The organism is Cupriavidus sp. R6-3, assembly GCF_059772245.1.
In genome coordinates, this window is the sequence record NZ_JCBAJO010000073.1 from 1 (window position 1) to 20349 (window position 20349).

The window sequence follows — 20349 nt, forward strand, 5'->3', positions numbered from 1 at the left end:
CCAACCGACTGGGACGTCGTCAACGGATTCCGTCCTATTTAACATAAGACGTATTATCGGCGGCAAGGGTGTTGGCCGTTTTTTCTAATGTCGTAACGCCTGGGGCACGTGCTGGAGATCGCGGCCAAGGTGCAGGCATTGCGCGACGACCGGCAGACCACAGGGCCGTCGTGCACGAACAGCGGTCAGGCGCCAAGGGCGAGCCAGGAAAAAGGCCCCGCAAAGCCGCCGCGCTGCAGCGGGACTCAGTGTCGATTGCGCGAGCCGGAAAGCCGCGGCTCTGCCTCTTCATACTCTATTGCCAGCTCCTCCACGACCTCTGCCACACTGCTGACGGCCTTCACCCCCGACACCGAGTGCCCGGCGCTCCAAAGGTCCGCCCAGCGTTGGATCACCGCGCCGTCGGCACCGCCGCCAAACCGGCTGCGGGCTTCATGTACGGACACCGATTCGTCGAGCTGCTGCGGATCGAGTCCGACGCGGCGAATCGACGGGACCAGGAAATTGGCCGGCAAACCGGTAAACGCTCGCGTCGTCACCACATCGTCGAGCGTGCTGTTGCACAGCATCGCCTTGTAGTCCTCGCTGGCCAGGCTCTCCCGCGTCCCGATAAAGCGCGTGCCCATCGATACGAGGTCGCAGCCGAGGACCGTGGCTGCCCGCAGCGCAATACCGTCCATCATGCCGCCCGCCAGTATCAGCGGGCCATGGAAGAATGCCCGCACCGCCCGCACGAAGGCAAACGGATTGGCCCAGCCCGTGTGGCCGCCGGCGCCCGCGGTGAGCAACACGAGGCCATCAGCGCCGGCATCCAGGGCGCGGCGGGCGTGGTGCAAGGTGGCGACGTCGGCAAACACGCAGCAGCCCGCCGCTCGCAATGCGGGCATGGCGGCGGCCGGCGAGCCGACGCTGGTGATCACCACCTCGGGTCGATAGCTGGCGATCAATTCGACCTCGGCGCGCAGCTTGGCCGGGTCGCGCCGCATGATCAGGTTGGGGCAATACGCGCCATGGTGCGGTGCTCCGTTGCGCGTGGCCTCTGCGGCTTCGGTCGATAGCCGCGCCAGCCAGGCATCGAGTTCGTCCAGCGAGCGGCAATTGGCGGTCGGGAAGGCGCCGACCACACCGGCGCGACACGCCGCCGATACCAGTTCGATGCCGGACACGCGCAGCATCGGCGCGGCGACGACGGGGACCTTCAGGCGTTCCAGGAATGGCAGCGTCGTCATGATTTCACACGTATCCGATGATCCAGAGAATCGAAGCAGGCCACCGCCTCGGCAAGCAGCGTGGCGACGATCTCAGCCAGCGGCTCGACCCGGCGTGCAAACGCAATGGAAGGCCCCAGCGACACCATGCCGTGCTGCCACTGGCCCTCGCGATAGCACCGGTCGCGTGTGTTGCGACCATCGAGCAGATCGCCATACGCGGCATAGTCGCGTGCGCCATCGCGCTCGAGCGCGGCGACTTGCTCGGCGGTGGCATTGCGCAGCACGCGCCAGGTGTTGCCGAGCGAGCGCAACACCGCGACGGTTGCATGCTCGTCGCATTCGACCAGATGGCGCTTGTACGCCGGATGCGCCTCGACTTCCTCGCTGACCAGGAAGCGGCTGCCGATCACGGCGCCATCGAGTCCCTGCGCCAGCAGTGCCGCGATCTGCCGCCCATGGCCGATGCCGCCACCGATGGCGATGGGCACCCGCACGCGGTCTTGCGCAAGCGCCCCGAGCAACATCGACGGCAGTTCGTTGAGGCCGGGATGGCCGCCCTCCTCCATGCCGACCAGCGCCACCGCGTCGGCGCCATCGCGCTCGGCGGCCAGCGCATGGCGAATGCTGGACGCCTTGTGCAGGACGATGCCGCCACCGTCGTGGATACGCCGGATCAGTTCCCCCGGCCCCCGGCCCGCGGTCTCGAAATGGCGCACGCCACAACGGAGCGCGGCATCGAGCCAGTCGAGCACGGCATCATTGCCGGCGGAACGCCCCGACAGAGTCAGGTTGACGCCGAATGGCCGCCCTTCGGTCAGCAAGGCGCACTGGCGCAACGCGGCCTCGAACGCGGGGCGATCCTCGAACGAACGTGGCGTGATGAAGCCCATGCAACCAGCATTGACGAGCGCGGCGACGTAGCGCGGCTGTGACAGCCACATCAGCCCGCCGCCCAGGATCGGATGGTCGATGCCGAACAGCTCGGTCAGCCGCGTGCGGAACGGCCCGCTGTGCTGCCCACGCGATGGATCACCGCCCGGCATCGCCCCGGCCCTGCTGTCGGCGCGCACTGTCCAGCGCAGGGGCGCGTCCCGGACCCATCGCGCTCATGCCCTCCAGGGGGACGGGAAAGCGCGCCAGCGGCAAGGCCGCATCCGCGCTGCCCGGATCGAACCGATCGCGCTCGCGGAACTGCGCCAGCGCACCGACGTCGTTGGGTGCGACGACCGGCGCCACTGGCACATCGGCCCGCGCGAGCAGCGCGAACGCGCGGTCGCGCTCGTACGCGGCGAGCGCTTCGGCCAGACGCGCGTTGATGGCAGCGGCGTCGGGCTTGCGTGCGGCGATGCCATGCCAGCGCTCGCCGTCGAACGGCGCCATCGGCAACGCCTCGCACAGCCGCTTCCAGAAATGGTCCTCGAGCGCGGCCACCGACAGATATTCGCCGTCGCTGCAGCGGAACGCGCCATAGGCCGGTTTGACCAGCGTCGCTTCGCGCTGCTCGGCCAGCGAGCCGGCCCCAGCCGCGCGCCAGGCGCCGAAGCGTGCGTTCATCCAGTGCAGCGCGCTATCGGCGAGTGCGACGTCCAGGTACTGGCCACGGCCGCCTCGCTCGCGCTGCAGCAAGGCGGCGAGCGTGGCGGACAGCGCGTACATCGCACCGCACAGGTCGGCCAGCGGCAGGCCGAACGACTGCGCGGGACCGCCGCCCTGCTCCCCCGATACCGCCAGCGCACCGCACGCTGCGAGGTAATTGATGTCATGGCCTGGCAACTGCGCCCACGGTCCCTGCTGGCCATAACCGCTCAGCGACACGTGTACCAGGCGCGGAAAGCGCGCCTGCAGCGTAGCGGCGTCGAGCCCCAGCCGGGCCATCACGCCGGGCCGGTAGGATTCGACCAGCACGTCGGCCTCGTCCAGCAGTGCAAGCACTTCACGGCGCCCCGCTTCCTCCTTCAGATCGACGAGCAGGCTCTGCTTTCCCCGATTGACGGCCTCGAACACTCCCGGACCCATACGGCGCGCGTTGTCGCCGTGCGGCGGGCGCTCGATCTTGATCACCCGGGCGCCCAGTTCCGCCAGGTTTTGCGTAAAGAATGGTCCGGGCAGCAGCTCGCTCAAGTCGATGACGGTGACGCCGTCCAGCGGCGGCGCGACGGCGGTGGGATCGGCGGCGCTCATGCGCGAGCCTCCTGTGGCTGTCGCGCGACGATCACCGCATCGAGCGGGATCGCGCCGGCGCCAGGTTTGCCGGGATCGCTCGCAACGTCGACCCAGACCGGATTCAGGTCCATCTCCTCGATCCACGCGGCGTTGTCGCGCACGAAATCGGAGATCCGGCCGAGCAGCGCCTCCAGCGCTGCCACGTCGGCGGGCGGCCGCCCACGAATCCCTTCCAGCAATGGCCACGCGCGGATCTCGCGGATCATTGCCGCAGCCTCTCCCTTGCCGAGCGGCAGCATCCGGCGCGATACATCGCGCAGTACCTCGACATGGATGCCGCCCATGCCGAAGGTCAGCACATGGCCGAACACCGGATCACGCGTGACGCCGATCAACAGTTCCAGGCCGCGCGGCGGCGCCATCTTCTCAATCAGCACGCCGTCGATGGTGGCGTCGGGGCGATGGCGGTGCGCCGCGGCGGTGATGGCATCCCATGCCTCCTGCACCGCCGCCGCATCCTCCAGACCTACGCGCACTCCGCCGATGTCCGACTTGTGCACGATATCGGCGCTCGCGATCTTTGCCACCACGGGAAAGCCCATCGCACGCGCGATGCGCACCGCATCGTCGCGCGTCCGCGCGATCTCGCACGGCAACAGCGCGATGCCGGCCTCGCGCAGCCGCGCCTTGGCGTTCGCTTCTGACAACGGCTGCGTGACGACTGCACCGTCGGCGACGCTGCTTGCAACAGTGGGCACGCGCAGTGCCAGCTCGCCCCCTTCGGCGGCGCGCCATCGGCCATAGGCGGTCCAGCGGCGAATCGCCGCGATCGCCTTGTTGACCGAGCGTGGCGGCGCGAAGCCGTGCTCGACCAGCAGCTTGTAGCCGTCGCCGAGCCGATCGCTCATCCAGATCGGCACGATTGGCGTGCTGGTGGCGCGTTGTGCGTTGACGATGTTCTGTGCCATGCGCGTGGTGGTCTCGCCGTAGTCCAGCGTAATCGGCAACACGACGAGGCCGACATTCGGATCGGCGGCGACGGCGCCCAGCGTCTTCTCCACCAGCGACGAATCGCTGAGGACGGCGGCGGTCGTGTCCACCGGGTTGCCGATGGCGGCGTAGTCGGGCAGCGTGGTGCGCAAGGTATCGGTGGTCTCGCTGGCAAACTGCGCAAGCGTCAGTCCCTCGGCACCGACCGCGTCGGCGGTCAGCGCCGAGGTGCCGCCCGACGAGCAGTAGATGGCGAGGGCATCGCGACCGGCCGGCAGTGCGCGTGCGAACAGCCATGCGGTATCGACCAGCTCGTCGATGTCGTGCACCTCGATCACCCCGAGCTGCCGGAACACCGCGCTGTTGACCTCGGCCGAACCGGTCAGCGAGGCGGTGTGCGACTGCGCGGCGCGGCGCCCATATTCCGAACGGCCGACCTTGAGCGCCACCACCGGCTTGCCGTTCGCGGCCGCGCGTTGCACGGCCGCCGCGAAGCGCTCGCCATCCTTGATGCCTTCGAGCAGCGTGGCGATGACCTTGATGTCCGGTGCGTCTGCCATGTAGTGGATGAAGTCGGCGACCTGAAGGTCGACCTCGTTGCCGGTCGAAGCCCACAAGCCAATGCCGATGCCGCGCTCCATCGCCTGCATCACGTTGCGCCCGAGCCCGCCGCCCTGGGTCGCAAGCCCGATCGGACCCTTGACCAGATCGTGCGGGAACGAGGGCGAAAAGGTCATGCCGAGCTGCGCATTGACATTGGTCAACCCCGGGCAGTTCGGTCCATACAGCCGCATGCCGCTGCGTTCGGCGATGGCTTTCATGCGCTGCTGCTCGCGCTCGCCTTCCGCGCCGGTTTCGCCAAAACCGGAGCTCAGGATGATGGCGAAGCGCACGCCGCGGGAGGCGCATTCGTCGAGCACGGCGAGCACGCCGGCGGCAGGCACCACGATGACGGCGACGTCGGGCGTGTCCGGTAGCGACGCGACGCTTGGCCAGCACCGCCGCCCCATGATTTCGGTCTTGCCTGGATTGACGAGGTAGAGGTCGCCGTCGATGCGCGAATGGACGACCAGGTTGGTCAGGGTCCGTTCACCGATGCTGTTGGGACGATCCGATGCGCCAACCAGCGCGATCGAGCGGGGATGGATCAGGCGGGACAGATCCGTCGTGTTGGAATGCATGACTGGTTCTCCGGAAAGGACAGTCGCCCGGGCGGCCGCGATGGGGGGCGCCCGTGACGATGGCAGCAGGCCGGCGCAATAGCGCGGGCGCGTGATCAGGCGATGGCCGACATGCCGAGAATCTCCCGGCCAACGATCAGTGTCTGTACCTCGGTGGTCCCTTCCGGAATGGTGCCGCCGCGCGTATCGCGGAAGATGCGCTCGATCGGATAGTCGGTGGCGTAACCCAGGCCGCCATGGACCTGCAGTGCCATATCGGCGACCTCGTGGGCTGCCTCGGTGGCGTACAGCTTGGCGATCGAGCAAGCGGTGCGCGCGTCCTGGTTGGCGTCCAGGGCCGCCGCTGCGCGGTAGCCGAGCGCGCGCGCGGCTTCGACGCGGACCGTCATGTCGACGATATGCTTCTGCACCAGCTGGAAGCTGCCGATGGGGCGGCCGAACTGCGTGCGCGTGCGGGCATAGTCGATCGACAGGTCGAGCGCAGCCTGGGCCGCGCCCACCGCGCCCATGGCGATATTGACCCGGGCGGCATCGAGTCCCTTGAGCATCCGCTTGAGGGCGCTGCCCTCCGTGCCAAGCAGGTTGGCGCGCGGAATGCGCACGTTGTCGAAGTTGAGCTCCGCGGTACCGGTGCTGCGCAACACCATGGTGTCCACGCGCCGCACTTCATACGGCGTCACATCCCGCTCGACGATGAAGGTGGACAGTTGCCCGTCGCAATCGGGACTGAAGGTGCGCGCCACCACGATGGCGAAATCGGCAAAGTAGCCATTGGTGATCCACAGCTTGCGGCCATTGAGCACGTACTCGTCGCCGACCACGTCCGCACGCGTCTGGATCTGTGCGATGTTCGAGCCCGTTCCGGGCTCGGAGATCGCGGTGCAGCAACGGCGGTCGGAACGCAGCAATGGTTGCAGGAAGCGCGTCTTCTGCTCCGGCGTGCCTTCGCTGGCGAGCTTCAGGATGCCGCCGTTGGTGATGTTGAGCATGGTGCGAAGCGACAGCCAGGCGTAGCCCGCCTCTTCCATCAGCATGCCCCACGTAACGTGGTCCAGCCCCATGCCGCCCTCGGACTCGGGCAGGCGGCCGCCGATATAGCCGAACTGAGACAACCCCTTGAGGATTTCAAAGGGAAAGGTATGTGCCTTGTCATGTTCGGCCACCAGCGGCGCGACCTCGCTCTTCATGTAGCGACGGATGCTGTCGCGCAACAGCACCTGCTCGTTGTCCGGTACGAAATGCATGGGGTGTCTCCTTTGTCTTGTTGCCCGTTGGCCGCCACGAAGGCCGCCCCGATGGCTTCCATGATGGCGGTACGCCATGGCGTACCGCTAACCCTTTGCGTCCTTCCCGGCGGGGCGCTCCCTACACGGCTGGTGCCCTCGCCCTGCCTGTCCTGCGCGCCGCCGTCGCGGGCGGCGAGGCCACTCCCTCGTCGGGCTCCGGACGAAACACCAGGGCCTGCACCTCGCGCAAGGCCTGCAGCATGGCGTCCTTGTTGGCACGCAGGCGGTCGACGGGTCCGGCGATCGACAGCGACAGGGGTTCGCCGCCGACATAGCCGGCCACGGCCATCGCGCCGAGCCCGTCGCCACCCTCGTTTTCCACCCAGATCCACCCCTGCCGGCGCGCCTTCGCTACCTGTGCTTCCAGCACCGACAGGTCGGTGATCGTGCCGGGCGCGATCTTCTTCAGGGGCTTGAGCCGCAATTGGCGCGCCGCTTCCTCCTGCGTGCCCAGCGCGAGGATCGCCTTGCCAAGCGCCGACACATGCAAGGCCAGCTTGTCGCCAACGTTCTGCATATAGCGCAGCGGATGGCGACCCTCGGTGAATGCCAGCACCCGCACGACGCCGCCCTCGATGCGGCCGAACAATCCGGTCTCACCGGTACGGTCCCGCAGCAGTTCGCATGCTTCGGCCCCTACCGCATAGAGCGGATCGCTCGACGATATCTCCTGAGCAATGCTGAGCAGCCGCGCGGTGGGATAGAAGCGCCTGCTGCGGGCAGTGCGTACCAGGTAGCCCAGCTCGTGCAAGGTGTGAAGCAGGTCCGAGCAGCTGCTTTCCGGCAGGTCCATCAGGCGCGCCAGGTCCGAGTTCGAGAGTTCGCGTCGCTCGCGCGCAAAGACTTCCAGCAAGGCCATGGTGCGGGCGGCGGCCGGTACAAGGGTCGGCATACAGTCTCCGAAATTTCGTATCGATGCACGAATTATAACCACGTCGATTGACTACATCCGCCGGACTGTCTGTCCACGATTTGCCGTAATTCCGCGGGCTCCTGCGTTTTCTGCTCGACATTTCGACTTGTGTATCTACGAAATGCTGGCCTATAGTACGACATGCCGTAGACAAATACAAACGCAAAACGACAAGGAGACACCTCATGCAGACCCTCAGACATGCATTGGCCGGAGCGCTCGCCGCGGCTGCAGTGCTCTCGCCCGGCGCGACGTCAGCCCAGGGCGCACCAGCGAACTGGCCCAGCAAGCCGATCACCTTCGTGGTGCCGTTCACCCCGGGTGGCATCACCGACAACGTGTCACGCATGCTGGCGAAGAAGCTGGGGGAACAGCTGGGCCAGCCGGTGGTGGTGGACAACAAGCCCGGCGCAGGGGGCTCCATTGGCGTCGAAGCGGCCTCGCGACAGCCGCCGGACGGCTACACGATGATCTACGGCACGCAGGGCACGCATGCGGCCAACCTCGCGCTCTACAAGAACCTGCGCTACGACCCGATCGCGGATTTCGTGCCGGTGCACGGCATCTCTACCACGCCGCTGATCCTGGTGGTCAATGCCAGCCAGCCGTTCAAGACCGTGGCCGATGTCGTCGCCTACGCAAAAGCCCATCCCGGCAAGCTGAACTTCGCCTCGGCCGGCCCCGGCACCGGTACCCATCTGACGGCAGAGGTGTTCCAGAAGGCCGCTGGCATCGAGATGACCCACGTGCCTTACAAGGGCAGCAATCCGGCGCTGAACGACTTGACGGCCGGCAACGTCAATCTGATGTTCGACTACCCGGTCGTCGTCATGCCCCTGATCCAGGCCGGCAAGCTTCGCCCCCTTGTCGTGACGGCCAAATCGCGGCTCAAGGTCGTGCCCGATGTGCCCACCATCGCGGAAGCGGGCTATCCGGGCGCGGAGACCAGTGCATGGAGCGCGGTCTTCTTGCCTGCCAGGACGCCCCCTGATATCGCCAAGCGGCTGGGCGACGAGATCGCCCGTGCCATCGCCTCCCCGGAAATGCTGGCCATCACCGAAAAGTTCGGCAGCACGCCGCTGACGGACATTCGCGATACGCGGCTGCAGTCGATGGTCAAGTCCGAAATGGTGCGTTGGCGCGAGGTGGTTCGCCAGTCCGGCGCCACGCTCCAATGACGCCCCGTACGCCCTGCGCTGTGCGCACCGTCCGCCGCCATACCTTTTTCTGCTCCACCTGCTGATCGCCCACCTCCGTCATCTCATGACCCTAGCCTCGACCGAGCCGCGCCCGCGGCACCCATCCCTCTACCGGCTGGCCGCCGATGGCCACTCGCTGGACTTCCACTATGCCCGCTGCAATCGCTGCCAGCGGCTCGCCTTTCCGGCGAACTCGCCCGGTTGCCCGCATTGCGGCTCGGCCATGGACGATGCTGAACGCGTGACGCAGCCAGGCGGCGGCACGCTGCTCGAATATGTCACGCTGCATGTCGCGCTGGCACCCGACATGGCCGTGCCGGCCATCGCCGGCGATATCCGCCTTGCCGACGGCATCGTGGAGCAGGGCGTGATCGGTGTGTCCGACGAAGCCGGGCTTCGCCCCGGCATGGCCGTCAAGGCCGTGGCGGTATTCCAGCAAGACGGCCAGTCTTACCGCTGCGCCTTCGTTCCCGCGCAGGAGGCAATCCGATGAGCAGCTGGATCGACGGCAATGGTGGGGTCTACGTGGCCGGCATCGGCCTGCATCCCTATCAATTCCCGAATGACACGCCCTACACGCATCTGGGCCTGACCGCCGTGCGCGCGGCCCTGGCCGATGCCGGCTTGCGCTTCGACCAGGTCCAGAGCGCCTATGTGGGGACCACGTCGATCGGCATGGCCGCCGGCCGCGTGATGCTGCGCCATCTCGGCTCCACCGGGCTTGCCGTGACGCAGGTGGAGAACGCCTCCGCGTCCGGCTCCTTCGCCTTCCGCCAGGCCTGCCAGGAGGTGGCTGGCGGCATCAGCGACGTGGTGCTCGCGATCGGGGTGGACAAGCATGGCGACGGGCGGCGGGCGGCCAACAAGGACGGACTGGAACGGCTCTCGGATACCGCGACCATCCCGGCGGTGAAGTTCGCCATGATGGCGCGCCGCTATCTGCGCGAGCGAGGGGCCGACATCCACTCGCTGGCCGCTGTGGCCGTCAAGAACCACGGCAATGCGGCACGCAATCCTTTCGCGCAGTTCCGCAAGCCGCGCACGCTCGAGCAGGTGCTCGCTTCCCCCAAGGTGGTTGGCGACCTGACCGTGCAGCAATGCTGCCCGCGCGGCGACGGCGCCGCGGCGGTGCTGGTGGTATCGGGACAGGCGCTGAGGCGGCTCGGGCTGGATGCCGGGCGCTGCGTGCGGGTGCTGGCGTCGAGCGCCAACAGCGAGCGCGACGAGAGCGAGTACGGCGACGGTGCGCTCGAGCTGGTGAAGGCGAGCGCCAGGTCGGCCTGCGAGCAGGCCGGGGTGTCGCCCATGGACCTGGACCTGCTTGAACTGCATGACGCCTTCTCGGTGGAGGAACTGCTCTACAGCGAGGCCATCGGCGTCTGCGAGCCCGGCGAAGGCGCCGCCTACCTGGCGCGGGGCAGCTCGGCCATCAACGGACGCTGCGCCATCAATGCGTCCGGCGGACTGATCGGCATGGGCCACCCCCTTGGGCCGACCGGCATTGGCCAGATCGCCGAACTGACACGGCAATTGCGCGGCGAGGCCAGCGGCCGGCAGCACGAGCGCGCACGGCTGGGCATGGCCCACATGATCGGGCTCGGATCGGTCGCCATCGCGCACGTGCTCGCCGCGCCGGCCCGCTGAGCCAGCGGTCACGGCGCCCGGATGCCATATCACCAGAGGAAACACGCATGACAGAGCCAACCCTGCCCCCACTCGAGACCTTGCGCTACGAAGTGCGCGAGAACGTCGCCATCGTCACGCTGAACCGTCCGGAGCGGATGAATACGCTGGGCGGCACCATGAAACCGGACCTTGCGCGGGCCATCCTGCAATACGCACGCGAAGACCCGCGGGTAGGCGCCGTGCTGCTGACGGGCGCGGGGGACCGCGCCTTCTGCGCTGGCGCGGATATCAAGGAGCGCGCCGGCAACCAGATGCGCGGCACCGAATACTTCTTCGCCCAGCGGGCCACCCACGAGCTGTTCCGCAATATCGAGACATTCGAAAAGCCGGTGATCGCCGCGATCAATGGCGTAGCGCTGGGCGGCGGCCTCGAGCTGGCGCTGTGCTGCGATATCCGTATCGCCAGCGATGCCGCGCGTTTTGGCCTTCCCGAGGTCAAGCTTGGCGTGATCCCGGCCGCGGGAGGAACGCAGCGGCTGCCTCGCCTGATCGGCGCGGCCCGCACCAAGGAACTGGTGTTCACCTCCGATCTGATCGATGCGGAAACGGCGCTGCGCTACGGCATCGTGACGCAGGTGCTGCCACCGCAGGAGCTGATGCCGGCCGCGCTGGCACTGGCCCAGCGCATCGCCGCGCAGCCGCCGCTGGCGGTGCGCTTCGCCAAGCAGGCAATCGACCGGGGCTTGCAGACCGACCTGGACTCCGGACTGGAGTTCGAACGCTATGCCGCGGCGATGATCGTCGACAGCGACGATCGCAAAGAAGGCATGCGAGCGTTTGTGGAGAAGCGCAAGCCGGTGTTCACGGGACGCTAGGCAGGCCGGGACGAGGGACAGGATTTACCACGACACGCTGTGCAGCGGCCTCCGCGGCAACGTCGCCGCCACGCCGCGCACGGCACAACAACGGAAGACAACTGATGAATCTCGGATTGGAAGGAAAGGTCGCGCTGGTGACCGGCGGTGGCCAGGGCGTGGGCCGCCAGATCTGCATCGAACTGGCCGGCGAAGGCGCCGCGGTCGTGGTCAACGATCTGTTCGCAGAGCGCGCGCAGGCAGTGGCGGGCGAGATCGAAGCGGCCGGCGGGCGGGCGTTGGCCGCTCCCGCGGATATCACCCGGCCGGAGCAGGTCGACGCCATGGTGCGGCTTGCCGCCGAACATTTCGGCAAACCGATTTCCGTGCTGGTCAATAACGCCGGAATCGTGCCCGAGCGCCGCGAAAAAGGTGGCCGTACCCCGCTGTTCCTGGACATGCCGGTGGCCGACTGGGCCAAGGTGGTCGACCTCAATGTCTACGGCACCATGCACTGCTGCCGCGCGGTGCTGCCCGGCATGATCGAACATGGCGCAGGACGCATCGTCAATATCATCTCCGAGGCGGGCCGTGTCGGTGAAGCCCAGCTGTCCGTCTATTCCGGCGCCAAGGCGGCCATCGCCGCGTTCGGCAAGGCCATCGCACGCGAGCATGGGCGCCACCGGATCACCGTCAATTCGGTCGCGCTAGGGGCGGTCTCCCATGCCGGCATCAAGGACGGCCCGCTCAGCGTCGGGGCGACCGTCGACAACGACGAACGGCTGGGCAAGATGCTCAATCTCTATCCGATCGCCAAAGGCCTTGGACGGCTATGCCGTCCGGAAGACGTCTCCGGCGTGGTGGCGTTCCTCGCATCCGAGCGAGCGCTGTTCGTTACCGGGCAGACCCTGGGTGCTTCGGGCGGTTTCGTCATGCTGTAAGCCGCGCACAGCCATGCCGCAAGGCCGCACGGCGCGGGGCCTGGCCTGCCCCTTGGCGCCGCCGTGCGGACTCCTTCGATCGATCGTCTGGCGCTATACTTTCGCCGAATCGAAGGAGCCTCATGGCGAACAAGCAGATCAGCATCCGGGACGTCGCCGCCCTGGCCGGCGTTTCGGTTGGTAGTGCCTCGCGAGTGATCAACGGCGCGGCCAATGTCACCCCGCAAGTCAAGGCAAAGGTCGAGCGTGCGATCTCCGCGTTGCGCTACCAGCCCAACCACGCTGCCCAGACGTTGCGTTCGCGCACCAGCAAGACGATCGGGTGCATGTTCTCCGATGTCACCAACCCGCTCTACGCGCGGGCATTCCGCTCGCTGGAAGAGCGCTTGCGCCGCGATGGCTATATGCTGCTGCTGGCCAATGGCCTGAACGACCCCCAGCGCGAGATCGACATTCTGCGCACGTTCCAGCTGCGCGGCATGGACGGTGTCATCATCGCCCCCGGCAACGAGCGGCATGCCGGCGTGCTGGACGCGGTGCGCGGCCTGACCATGCCGGCGGTGATCTACGACCGCGACATGGACGTCGATGCGGATGCCGTGCTGTTCGACCACGTCAACGGAGTGAAGGCAGCCATCGCCTACCTGTTGTCGCTGGGCCACCGGCGCATCGCACTGGCGCTCTGGCAAATCAAGAGCCGGCCGGTGCGCCGCCGTATCCAGGGTTATCGCGCGGCGTTCAAGGAGGCCGGCCTGCCTGTGCCCGACCTGATCATCCAGGAAGCCACGCCAACCAGTTCGGCCTTCGACGACGTGTCCAGGCTGCTGCGCGAGGCCGATCCGCCCACCGCCTTCCTGGTGCAGGGCACGCAGACGCTGACCAGCACGCTGCGCGCCATCGGCAAGCAGGGCTTGCGGGTGCCGGACGATATCTCGGTGATCGGCATCGGCGACACCGAATTCGCGCAAACCTACGACCCGCCGCTGACGGTATTGCGCACGCCGGTGGATGATGTGGCCGACATGGCGGCGGAGTTGCTGCTCAAGCGCATCGCCGAGCGCGACGGCCAGGACCGGCCAGCGCCGCCGCGCCATGAGCGGGTCGCCTACGAACTGGTGCTGCGCGAATCCTGTGGGGCGCGTCGCTAGGGAATCACTGCCGCCGGCGCACCGTTACCTGGTAGTCCGCGCACAGTCAGCGCGCAGTCAACGCGCCGTCAACGCACAGTCAGCACGATCTTGCCGAAATGCCCGTTGGCGCGCATGTGCCGCAGCGCCTGCGGGGCCTGTTCGAGCGGGAATTCGCAGTCGATGGGCAGCCGCAGTGAGCCCCGCTCGAGCGCGCCGGACAGGTCGCGCAGCATGCGCCCGGTGATCTCGCGCACCTGCTGCGCGGTGCGCGTGCGGAAGGTAACGCCGACAAAGCGGATACGGCGCAGCGCGTGCAGGTCGAAGTCGAATTCCGCCTGCTTGCCGGCCAGCCGGCCGACATTGACGATGGTGCCGCCCAGCGCAGTGGCCCGCATCGAGGCATTGAGCGTCGGCCCCGCCAGCATGTCGACGACGATGTCCACACCGTTGCCCCCGGTATGCTGCAGAACCTGGTCCGGCCAGGTCGGGTCCCGTGTGTCCACCGCCAGATCGGCGCCGAACTCCGCCAGCCTGGCACGCCGCTCCGGTTGGGTGGAGCTGCCGATGACCAGCGCCGCTCCCATTTCCCGCGCGATCTGCAGCCCCATCAGCCCCACGCCGCTCGATGCGCCGAGGATCAACACCGACTGCCCGGCATTGCCTGCGCCCAGGCCGCCGTGGGTCACCAGCGCATCGTGCATGGTTTGCAGCGCGACCGGCAGGCAGGCGGCCTGTCGCGGATCATCGCTGCCCTCTGGCAGGGGCAGCACGCGACCGCGGTCGGCAACGGCGTATTCGGCGAAGGCGCCGCGGCCGGAGCCCATCACACGTTGTCCGGGGCGCAGCGACGGCACCCTGGCGCCGGTACGAACCACGACGCCGGACCACTCCATGCCAAGCACGGCGCCCTCGCCGCCGAGGGCGCCATGCTTCGCGCCAGCGGCCATGGCCAGGTCCGCGCGGTTGAGCGCGCACGCCTGCACCTTGACCAGCACCTCGTCCGGGCCGGGCTCGGGCACCGGTACCCGGGCGCATACGGGCGCGCCGTTCCGGCAGATCACGGCTTGCATGGTGGTGGCTGCGCTCATGCGCTTCTCCTGTCTGGTTCGACCCGCCCCGGCATCGTTGTTCTGGCGCCAATCCCCTCCCCTGCGCCCGCCGTGCCCCGGGGGCGAGCGCCGCGCGGCGCGCCGTCGTCCGCCTGGCGTGGTCAATATGAGTGGCGGCCGGCGGTCGCTCCCGCATCGACGGGAAGCACCGCGCCGGTGATCCAACGCGATTCGTCGCCCGAAAGGTAGCGGATGGCATGGCCAACGTCCCAGCCGCTGCCCTCGGTGCGCAACAGCGAGCGGTTGCGGCGGATTTCCCGCTTCTCCTCGCTCATGCCACCGGCATAGACCATCGGCGTGTAAACCATCCCCGGCGCCACGCAATTGACGCGGATGCCGTCCTCGCCGTGATGCGCCGCCATCGCGCGCGTCATGTTGACCACGGCGCCTTTCGACGTCGGATAGAGCAGGCTGGGGTGACCGCCGATCAGACCGGCCACCGACGCCACGTTGACAATGGCGCCGCGCCTGTGCGTGCGCATCTGCGGGATGGCATGGCGCGCCATCAGTACCATGGATGTGACATTGATGCGCAGCGCCTCGTCCCAGGCCGCGATATCGACATCGAGGGCCGTGCCGGGCGGTCCGCCGATGCCGACGTTGTTCACGAGGATATCGACACGGTCCCAGCGCGCCACGGTCCGCGCCACCGCGGCGCGGCAGTCGTCCTCGCGACTGACATCGCACGGGATCACCTCGGCTTCGCCGCCCTCGGCCTCGATCATCCGCAGCGTGACGTCAGCCCATTGCGCCACCGCGTCGATCAAGGCCACGCGCGCGCCATCGCGCGCGAGCAGGATGGCGGCGGCGCGGCCATTGCCGATGCCGTCGGCGCGCGAGCCGGCGCCGGTCACGATCGCCACCCGCCCTTCGAGGGGACGGCTGGCGGTTTGCGGCAGGGTATCCATCTGGCTTGTCTCCTGTATCGGTGAGCGTTGTTCGTGCAGGGCTCGGGCGATCAATGAATGGATCGCCCGAGCCCTTGCCAATAGCGTTCGCGCAACTGCTTCTTGTCAGGCTTGCCCAATGCCGTCAGCGGCAGGGCTGCGACAAAGTCGATGGTCTTCGGCGTATTGACGGCGCCCTTGACGGCGCGGATCGCGGCCTTGAGTTCTTCGGCGCTGGCACAGGCGGCCTCCCTCAGCACCACCACCGCCTTGACCGCCTCCCCCCATTTTTCGTCAGGCACGCCGATCACGGCGGCCGCCGCCACCGCCGGGTGGGCGGTCAGCACATCCTCGACCTCGCGCGGGTACACATTGAAGCCGCCCGATACGATCATGTCCTTTTTGCGATCGACCAAGTGGTAGTAGCCGAGCGCGTCCCGATAAGCCATGTCGCCGGTATGCAGCCAGCCATTGCGCAGCACCTGGGCGGTCTGCTCGGGCTGCCTCCAGTAGCCATCCATCACCAGCGGGCTGCGCACGCACAGCTCCCCTACCTTGCCGCGCTCGACCGGGCGGTCGTTGTCGTCCAGCAGCACCACCGTGACGCCGGGGTATGGCATCCCGGCTGAGGTCAGGACGTCGGCATCGGCACGGCAATGGTCTTCCTGCGTCAACTGCAGGATATTGCTCGGGCATTCCGTCTGCCCATAGCTCTGCGCCAGCACCGGGCCGAAACGCGCCAGCGCCTCGCGGATGCGGGCCGGGGACATCGGCGCGGCGCCGTACGACAGCGTGCGAAGCGACGAAAAGTCGGCGCTGCGGCTGCGTGGATGGTCCAGCAGCGTGTAGATCATGGTCGGCACCAGGAAGGCCATATTGGCGCGATGCCGCTCGAGTGCGTCGATAAAGCCCTCGGCGTCGAAGCCGCGCTGCAGAACCACCGTGCCGCCGCGCCACAGCGTGGGCACGATCATCGCCCCCGCTCCGTGCGAAATCGGCGTCGGACACAGCAGCCGCACGTCGTCCGGCAGCGCGCGAGCGGCGAGCAGCAGCACGGCCTGCATCCACATGGAACGGTTGGACAGCATCACGCCCTTGGGCTTGCCGGTGGTCCCGCCGGTATAAGCCAGCCGCACGATGTCGGTGGGTCTCGCCTCCGGCGCCAGCGGCATCGGTGCGAAGCGCTGTGCGTATGCCCAGAAGTCCGGCAGCGCCGTGCTCTCCGGCGCGGTTGCGTCATGGCAGAACCAGTGCGGCACCGTCGGGCAGCGCGCACGCAGGGCGATGGCACGCTCGGCGTAGACGCGATCGGCCAGGAACAGCGACGCCTGCGCATCCTCGACGATATAGGCGTGATCGTCGAGACCACCCATGCCGTGCAGCGTCACCGAGCGCAAGCCAGCCAGATAGGCGGCGGCCATCACGACGAACATCTCCACCCGGTTCGGCGAGAGCTGCACCACGCCATCGCCCCGGCGCAGCCCAAGCGAGCGCAGCGCCGAGACCGCCTGGCTGATGCGCTCGCCGAGCTGGCGATACGTCAGCGACCGATCGCCATCGATCAAGGCGATGCGGTCCGGGAAGCGGTCGATCGCGTGAACGATCATGTCGCCGATGGTCCCTCCCTCGTAGACGGCGGGCGACACGGCAGCGGCATGGTCGGCAGCGGGCTTGTCAAGCACGGGGTAGTCCTCCTGAGTCGGTTGAACTGCGGTAAAACGGCGCGCCACAGCGGGGCCAACCCGGCCATTCCGTTCTCTCGGCGTATCGCAAATCCCCACCCAATGTAGCACATGATGAAACGATTCATCATCAGAAATGGGTACGCGATTGGTGGCATGGCTCTTCTCACGCCGGCCGCCGTGCGTCGATCGATGCCGAGGCTGCAGCCCGCTCCGTCCCGATCTACATCGACTCCATTAGCGAGGTTGATGTCCTGTCTTGACATCGTGCATGGTTCGTCGCCGGTGCCCGCGCACGATGCCGAAAGCCACTCAATAGATCGCAAGAATGACGCCCGCTTGCGCCAAGACCGGCTCGGTACTTATCCTGATGAACCGTTTCATTTGATGTCCTATGCTGGGCGCCATGAACATCCTGTCGCCCAAGGCGCTGGCGGGGCCGATCCTGCGGTTCGGCGCGCACGCCTCTCATGTCGGACTCGTGCTGATCCTGCTCAGTGCGACCACCTTCCTGATGCTGGAGCTGTTGCCGGGAAACCTCGTCGATGCCCTGCTCGGCGACGATGCGCGCCTGGAGGACATCGCACGGCTGCAGGCCGAACTGGGGCTCGACAAGCCGCTGGCGGAGCGTTATGCGCATTGGCTCGGCAATGCCGTGCGCGGCGACCTGGGCACGTCGCCGTTGAGCGGCGAGCGCGTCAGCGATGCCATCTCGCATCGCCTGCCGGTCTCGGTCCAGCTGATGGTGTACGCGCAGCTGCTGGCGCTGGCGCTGGCCGTGCCCCTGGCGATCTGGGCGGCGTGGCGTGAAGGCGGGATTGCCGATCGGCTGATCACCACCGGTGCATTTGGCGTGCTGGCGGTGCCGCACTTCGTGCTGGGGCTGGTGCTGATCCTGGTGTTCGGTATCTGGCTGGGCTGGTTCCCCGCCACCGGCTATGTCCCCTTCGTCGATGATCCCCTCAGCAACTTGCGCAGCATGGCCTTGCCGGCGCTGACGCTTGCCCTGGTGGAAGCACCGGTGTACCTGCGGCTGCTGCGCGGCGATATCGTCGCCACGCTGGGCCAGGAGTTCATTACCGTTGCGCGCGCCAAGGGCGTGCGCGAGTCCACCATCCTGTGGCGGCACGCGCTGCGGCCATCCTCGTTCAGCCTCATCACGGTGATGGGCATCAATATCGGGCACCTGATCGGCGGCGCCGTCATTATCGAAACGCTGTTCGCCCTGCCCGGTGTGGGCCGCTTGCTGATCGAAGGCATCACCAAACGCGACTACCTGACGCTGCAAGGCGTGGTGCTGTTCATCGGCGTGGCGTTCGTCGGGGTCAACCTCCTTGTCGACGCCCTCTATCGCCTGCTCGATCCCCGCCTGTCCCACCATCATGCCGACTGAAACGATCGCCCCCGACATTGCCGGCCACACCGTGCCGGATGCCGCCACAGCGCGCGAGACCGGAAGATTCCGGCTCGCCTGGCGCCTGGCCGGCCCGCTGCTGTGGCTGCTGACCGTGCTGGGCCTGGCCGCCGGAGCCGATTGGCTGCCGCTGCCCCCGCCCGACCGGATGGACTTCCTTGCGGCGGAACAACTGCCCAGCGCTGCCCACTGGCTGGGCACCGATCTGGACGGCCGTGACCTGCTGGCGCGACTGGCTTACGGCGCGCGCGTATCGCTGACCGTGTGCCTGGCGGCCCCGCTGATCGGCCTGGCGTTCGGCACGCTGCTGGCAATGGCCGCGACCGGCGGACCGGGGTGGCTGCGCAAGGCCGTGCTGTCGCTGCTCGATGCCATGCTGGCCTTTCCCAGCCTGGTGTTCGCACTGGGCCTGACGGTGGTGTTCGGCCCTTCGCTGCGCAACGTCACCCTGGCGCTCGGCATCATGTCGATCCCGGCGTTCGCCCGCATTGCCAGGGCCAACATCCTGCCCTTGCTGGGACGCGAGTTCGTGCTGGCGGCACGAACTGCAGGCGCCTCGACTGCGTGGATCATGTGGCGGGAGATCGTGCCGAACATCGCCATGCCGTTGCTGACCTATGCCATGACGATGGGTTCGGTGATGATCGTGGCAGAGGGGTCACTGAGCTTTCTCGGCGTCGGCGTGCCACCGCCCACGCCGAGCTGGGGCAGCATGATCGCCGACGGCCGCGAAGCCCTCGAGCGGGTGCCCCACGTGAGCCTGATCCCCGCCGCAGTGATGTTCCTGACAGTGCTCAGCCTGAATCTGCTCGGCGATGCGCTGCGCCGGCAAGCGGGCAGCGCTGCGGGAGGCGTGCGATGAGCGGAACGAGCCTTGGGGCTGCCGACGATCCGACTGACTGCCGGACCCACAGCCCGATCCACAGCCCGGCCGACGGCGCGTTGCTGGCCGTGCGCGGCATGACGGTCGCGTTTGCCACGCCGGGCGGCCTGCTGCGCGCGCTCGACGACGTTGATCTCGTGGTACCGCGCGGGCGCACGCTGGCCATCGTCGGAGAATCGGGCAGCGGCAAGTCGGTGCTGGCCCGCGCCATCCTGCGGTTGCTGCCGGCGACGGCGCGCATTGGCGAGACGGCCAGCGCGATATTCGACGGCATCGAGCTCATGCAGTTGCCGATGGCACGGATGCGCAGCCTGCGTGGCCGTCGCATCGGCATGGTGTTTCAGGATCCGATGACGGCGCTCAATCCCGTGCGCCGGATCGGTGCGCAGCTGGAGGAGGCCTTGCGCGAGCACGTGCGCCTGCCGGCCGAGGCGGCCCGCCAGCGTGCCATCGCATTGCTGCGCGAGGTCGGCATTCCGGCGGCCGAACGGCGGGTCGCGCAGTTTCCGCACGAATTGTCCGGCGGCATGCGCCAGCGGGTGGTCATCGCCATGGCGATCGCCTGCGAGCCGGAGCTGCTGATTGCCGACGAGCCAACCACCGCGCTCGATGTCACGGTGCAGGCCGAGATTCTCGACCTGCTCTGCAGCCTGCAGCGGCGGCGCCGGATGACCATGATGCTGATCACGCACGACCTGGGCGTCGCTGCGCATTTCGCCGACGAGATGGCCGTGATGTACGCCGGCCAGATCGTGGAACGCGGCGCGGTGCGCGCCGTCATGCGCAAACCGCGCATGCCCTATACGGCGGCCCTGTTGCGTGCGGTCCCGCTGCTGCGCGCGGCCCCCCATGCCGAGCTGGCCGCGCTGCCCGGCCGGCC

18 protein-coding genes are annotated in these 20349 nt (G+C 67.8%); 9 read left to right on the plus strand and 9 right to left on the minus strand.

The window, feature by feature from the left end; genetic code table 11:
- Positions 1-245: 245 nt before the first annotated feature.
- The 6 genes from AC6EI8_RS13360 to AC6EI8_RS13385 all read right to left on the minus strand — a co-directional run bounded on the left by AC6EI8_RS13360 (position 246) and on the right by AC6EI8_RS13385 (position 7723).
- Positions 246-1229, minus strand: a complete 984-nt coding sequence (locus AC6EI8_RS13360) for an NAD(P)H-dependent flavin oxidoreductase (protein ID WP_498382148.1) — start codon at positions 1227-1229, stop codon at positions 246-248.
- Positions 1226-2254 carry an NAD(P)H-dependent flavin oxidoreductase gene (locus tag AC6EI8_RS13365; RefSeq protein WP_498382149.1) on the minus strand — a complete coding sequence of 343 codons (1029 nt, stop codon included), beginning with the start codon at positions 2252-2254 and terminating at the stop codon, positions 1226-1228. Before AC6EI8_RS13365 ends, AC6EI8_RS13360 begins: the two co-directional genes overlap by 4 nt.
- Positions 2241-3392 carry a CaiB/BaiF CoA transferase family protein gene (locus AC6EI8_RS13370; RefSeq protein WP_498382150.1) on the minus strand — a complete coding sequence of 384 codons (1152 nt, stop codon included), beginning with the start codon at positions 3390-3392 and terminating at the stop codon, positions 2241-2243. The genes AC6EI8_RS13365 and AC6EI8_RS13370 overlap by 14 nt, the downstream gene beginning before the upstream one ends.
- Complete coding sequence (locus AC6EI8_RS13375; protein WP_498382151.1) at positions 3389-5545, minus strand: acetate--CoA ligase family protein; 2157 nt, start codon at positions 5543-5545, stop codon at positions 3389-3391. The genes AC6EI8_RS13370 and AC6EI8_RS13375 overlap by 4 nt, the downstream gene beginning before the upstream one ends.
- A 95-nt stretch (positions 5546-5640) precedes the next feature.
- Positions 5641-6789 (minus strand): acyl-CoA dehydrogenase family protein, encoded by a 1149-nt coding sequence (locus tag AC6EI8_RS13380; RefSeq protein ID WP_498382152.1) that lies wholly within the window; start codon positions 6787-6789, stop codon positions 5641-5643.
- A gap of 121 nt (positions 6790-6910) precedes the next feature.
- Positions 6911-7723 carry an IclR family transcriptional regulator gene (locus AC6EI8_RS13385; protein WP_149318351.1) on the minus strand — a complete coding sequence of 271 codons (813 nt, stop codon included), beginning with the start codon at positions 7721-7723 and terminating at the stop codon, positions 6911-6913.
- Positions 7724-7929: 206 nt separating this feature from the next.
- Here AC6EI8_RS13385 and AC6EI8_RS13390 point away from each other — a divergent pair, with 206 nt between their 5' ends.
- From AC6EI8_RS13390 to AC6EI8_RS13415, 6 genes are all read left to right on the plus strand, one after another.
- Positions 7930-8922 (plus strand): Bug family tripartite tricarboxylate transporter substrate binding protein, encoded by a 993-nt coding sequence (locus AC6EI8_RS13390; protein ID WP_498382153.1) that lies wholly within the window; start codon positions 7930-7932, stop codon positions 8920-8922.
- A gap of 85 nt (positions 8923-9007) precedes the next feature.
- Positions 9008-9436 (plus strand): Zn-ribbon domain-containing OB-fold protein, encoded by a 429-nt coding sequence (locus tag AC6EI8_RS13395; protein ID WP_498382154.1) that lies wholly within the window; start codon positions 9008-9010, stop codon positions 9434-9436.
- Positions 9433-10587: a thiolase family protein gene (locus AC6EI8_RS13400; RefSeq protein ID WP_265633998.1), complete on the plus strand. Its 1155-nt coding sequence runs from the start codon at positions 9433-9435 to the stop codon at positions 10585-10587. The genes AC6EI8_RS13395 and AC6EI8_RS13400 overlap by 4 nt, the downstream gene beginning before the upstream one ends.
- A 47-nt stretch (positions 10588-10634) precedes the next feature.
- Complete coding sequence (locus AC6EI8_RS13405) at positions 10635-11444, plus strand: enoyl-CoA hydratase/isomerase family protein (protein WP_498382155.1); 810 nt, start codon at positions 10635-10637, stop codon at positions 11442-11444.
- Between the two features lie 104 nt (positions 11445-11548).
- Complete coding sequence (locus AC6EI8_RS13410; protein ID WP_498382156.1) at positions 11549-12364, plus strand: SDR family NAD(P)-dependent oxidoreductase; 816 nt, start codon at positions 11549-11551, stop codon at positions 12362-12364.
- Positions 12365-12486: 122 nt separating this feature from the next.
- On the plus strand, positions 12487-13512 hold the full coding sequence (locus AC6EI8_RS13415; RefSeq protein ID WP_498382157.1) for a LacI family DNA-binding transcriptional regulator: 1026 nt from the start codon (positions 12487-12489) through the stop codon (positions 13510-13512).
- Positions 13513-13580: 68 nt separating this feature from the next.
- Here AC6EI8_RS13415 and AC6EI8_RS13420 read toward each other — a convergent pair whose 3' ends face one another.
- From AC6EI8_RS13420 to AC6EI8_RS13430, 3 genes are all read right to left on the minus strand, one after another.
- Positions 13581-14582, minus strand: a complete 1002-nt coding sequence (locus AC6EI8_RS13420) for a quinone oxidoreductase family protein (RefSeq protein WP_498382158.1) — start codon at positions 14580-14582, stop codon at positions 13581-13583.
- 122 nt (positions 14583-14704) lie between these two features.
- Positions 14705-15511, minus strand: a complete 807-nt coding sequence (locus AC6EI8_RS13425) for an SDR family NAD(P)-dependent oxidoreductase (protein ID WP_498382159.1) — start codon at positions 15509-15511, stop codon at positions 14705-14707.
- Between the two features lie 50 nt (positions 15512-15561).
- Complete coding sequence (locus tag AC6EI8_RS13430; RefSeq protein ID WP_498382160.1) at positions 15562-17172, minus strand: AMP-binding protein; 1611 nt, start codon at positions 17170-17172, stop codon at positions 15562-15564.
- 394 nt (positions 17173-17566) lie between these two features.
- Here AC6EI8_RS13430 and AC6EI8_RS13435 point away from each other — a divergent pair, with 394 nt between their 5' ends.
- The 3 genes from AC6EI8_RS13435 to AC6EI8_RS13445 form a co-directional block, all read left to right on the plus strand.
- Complete coding sequence (locus AC6EI8_RS13435; protein WP_498382161.1) at positions 17567-18565, plus strand: ABC transporter permease; 999 nt, start codon at positions 17567-17569, stop codon at positions 18563-18565.
- The gene (locus tag AC6EI8_RS13440) at positions 18555-19448 is read left to right on the plus strand and encodes an ABC transporter permease (RefSeq protein ID WP_498382162.1); all 894 of its coding nucleotides are present in this window, start codon (positions 18555-18557) and stop codon (positions 19446-19448) included. The genes AC6EI8_RS13435 and AC6EI8_RS13440 overlap by 11 nt, the downstream gene beginning before the upstream one ends.
- 89 nt (positions 19449-19537) lie before the next feature.
- A partial coding sequence (locus AC6EI8_RS13445; protein ID WP_498382163.1) for an ABC transporter ATP-binding protein occupies positions 19538-20349 on the plus strand: 812 nt, incomplete at its 3' end.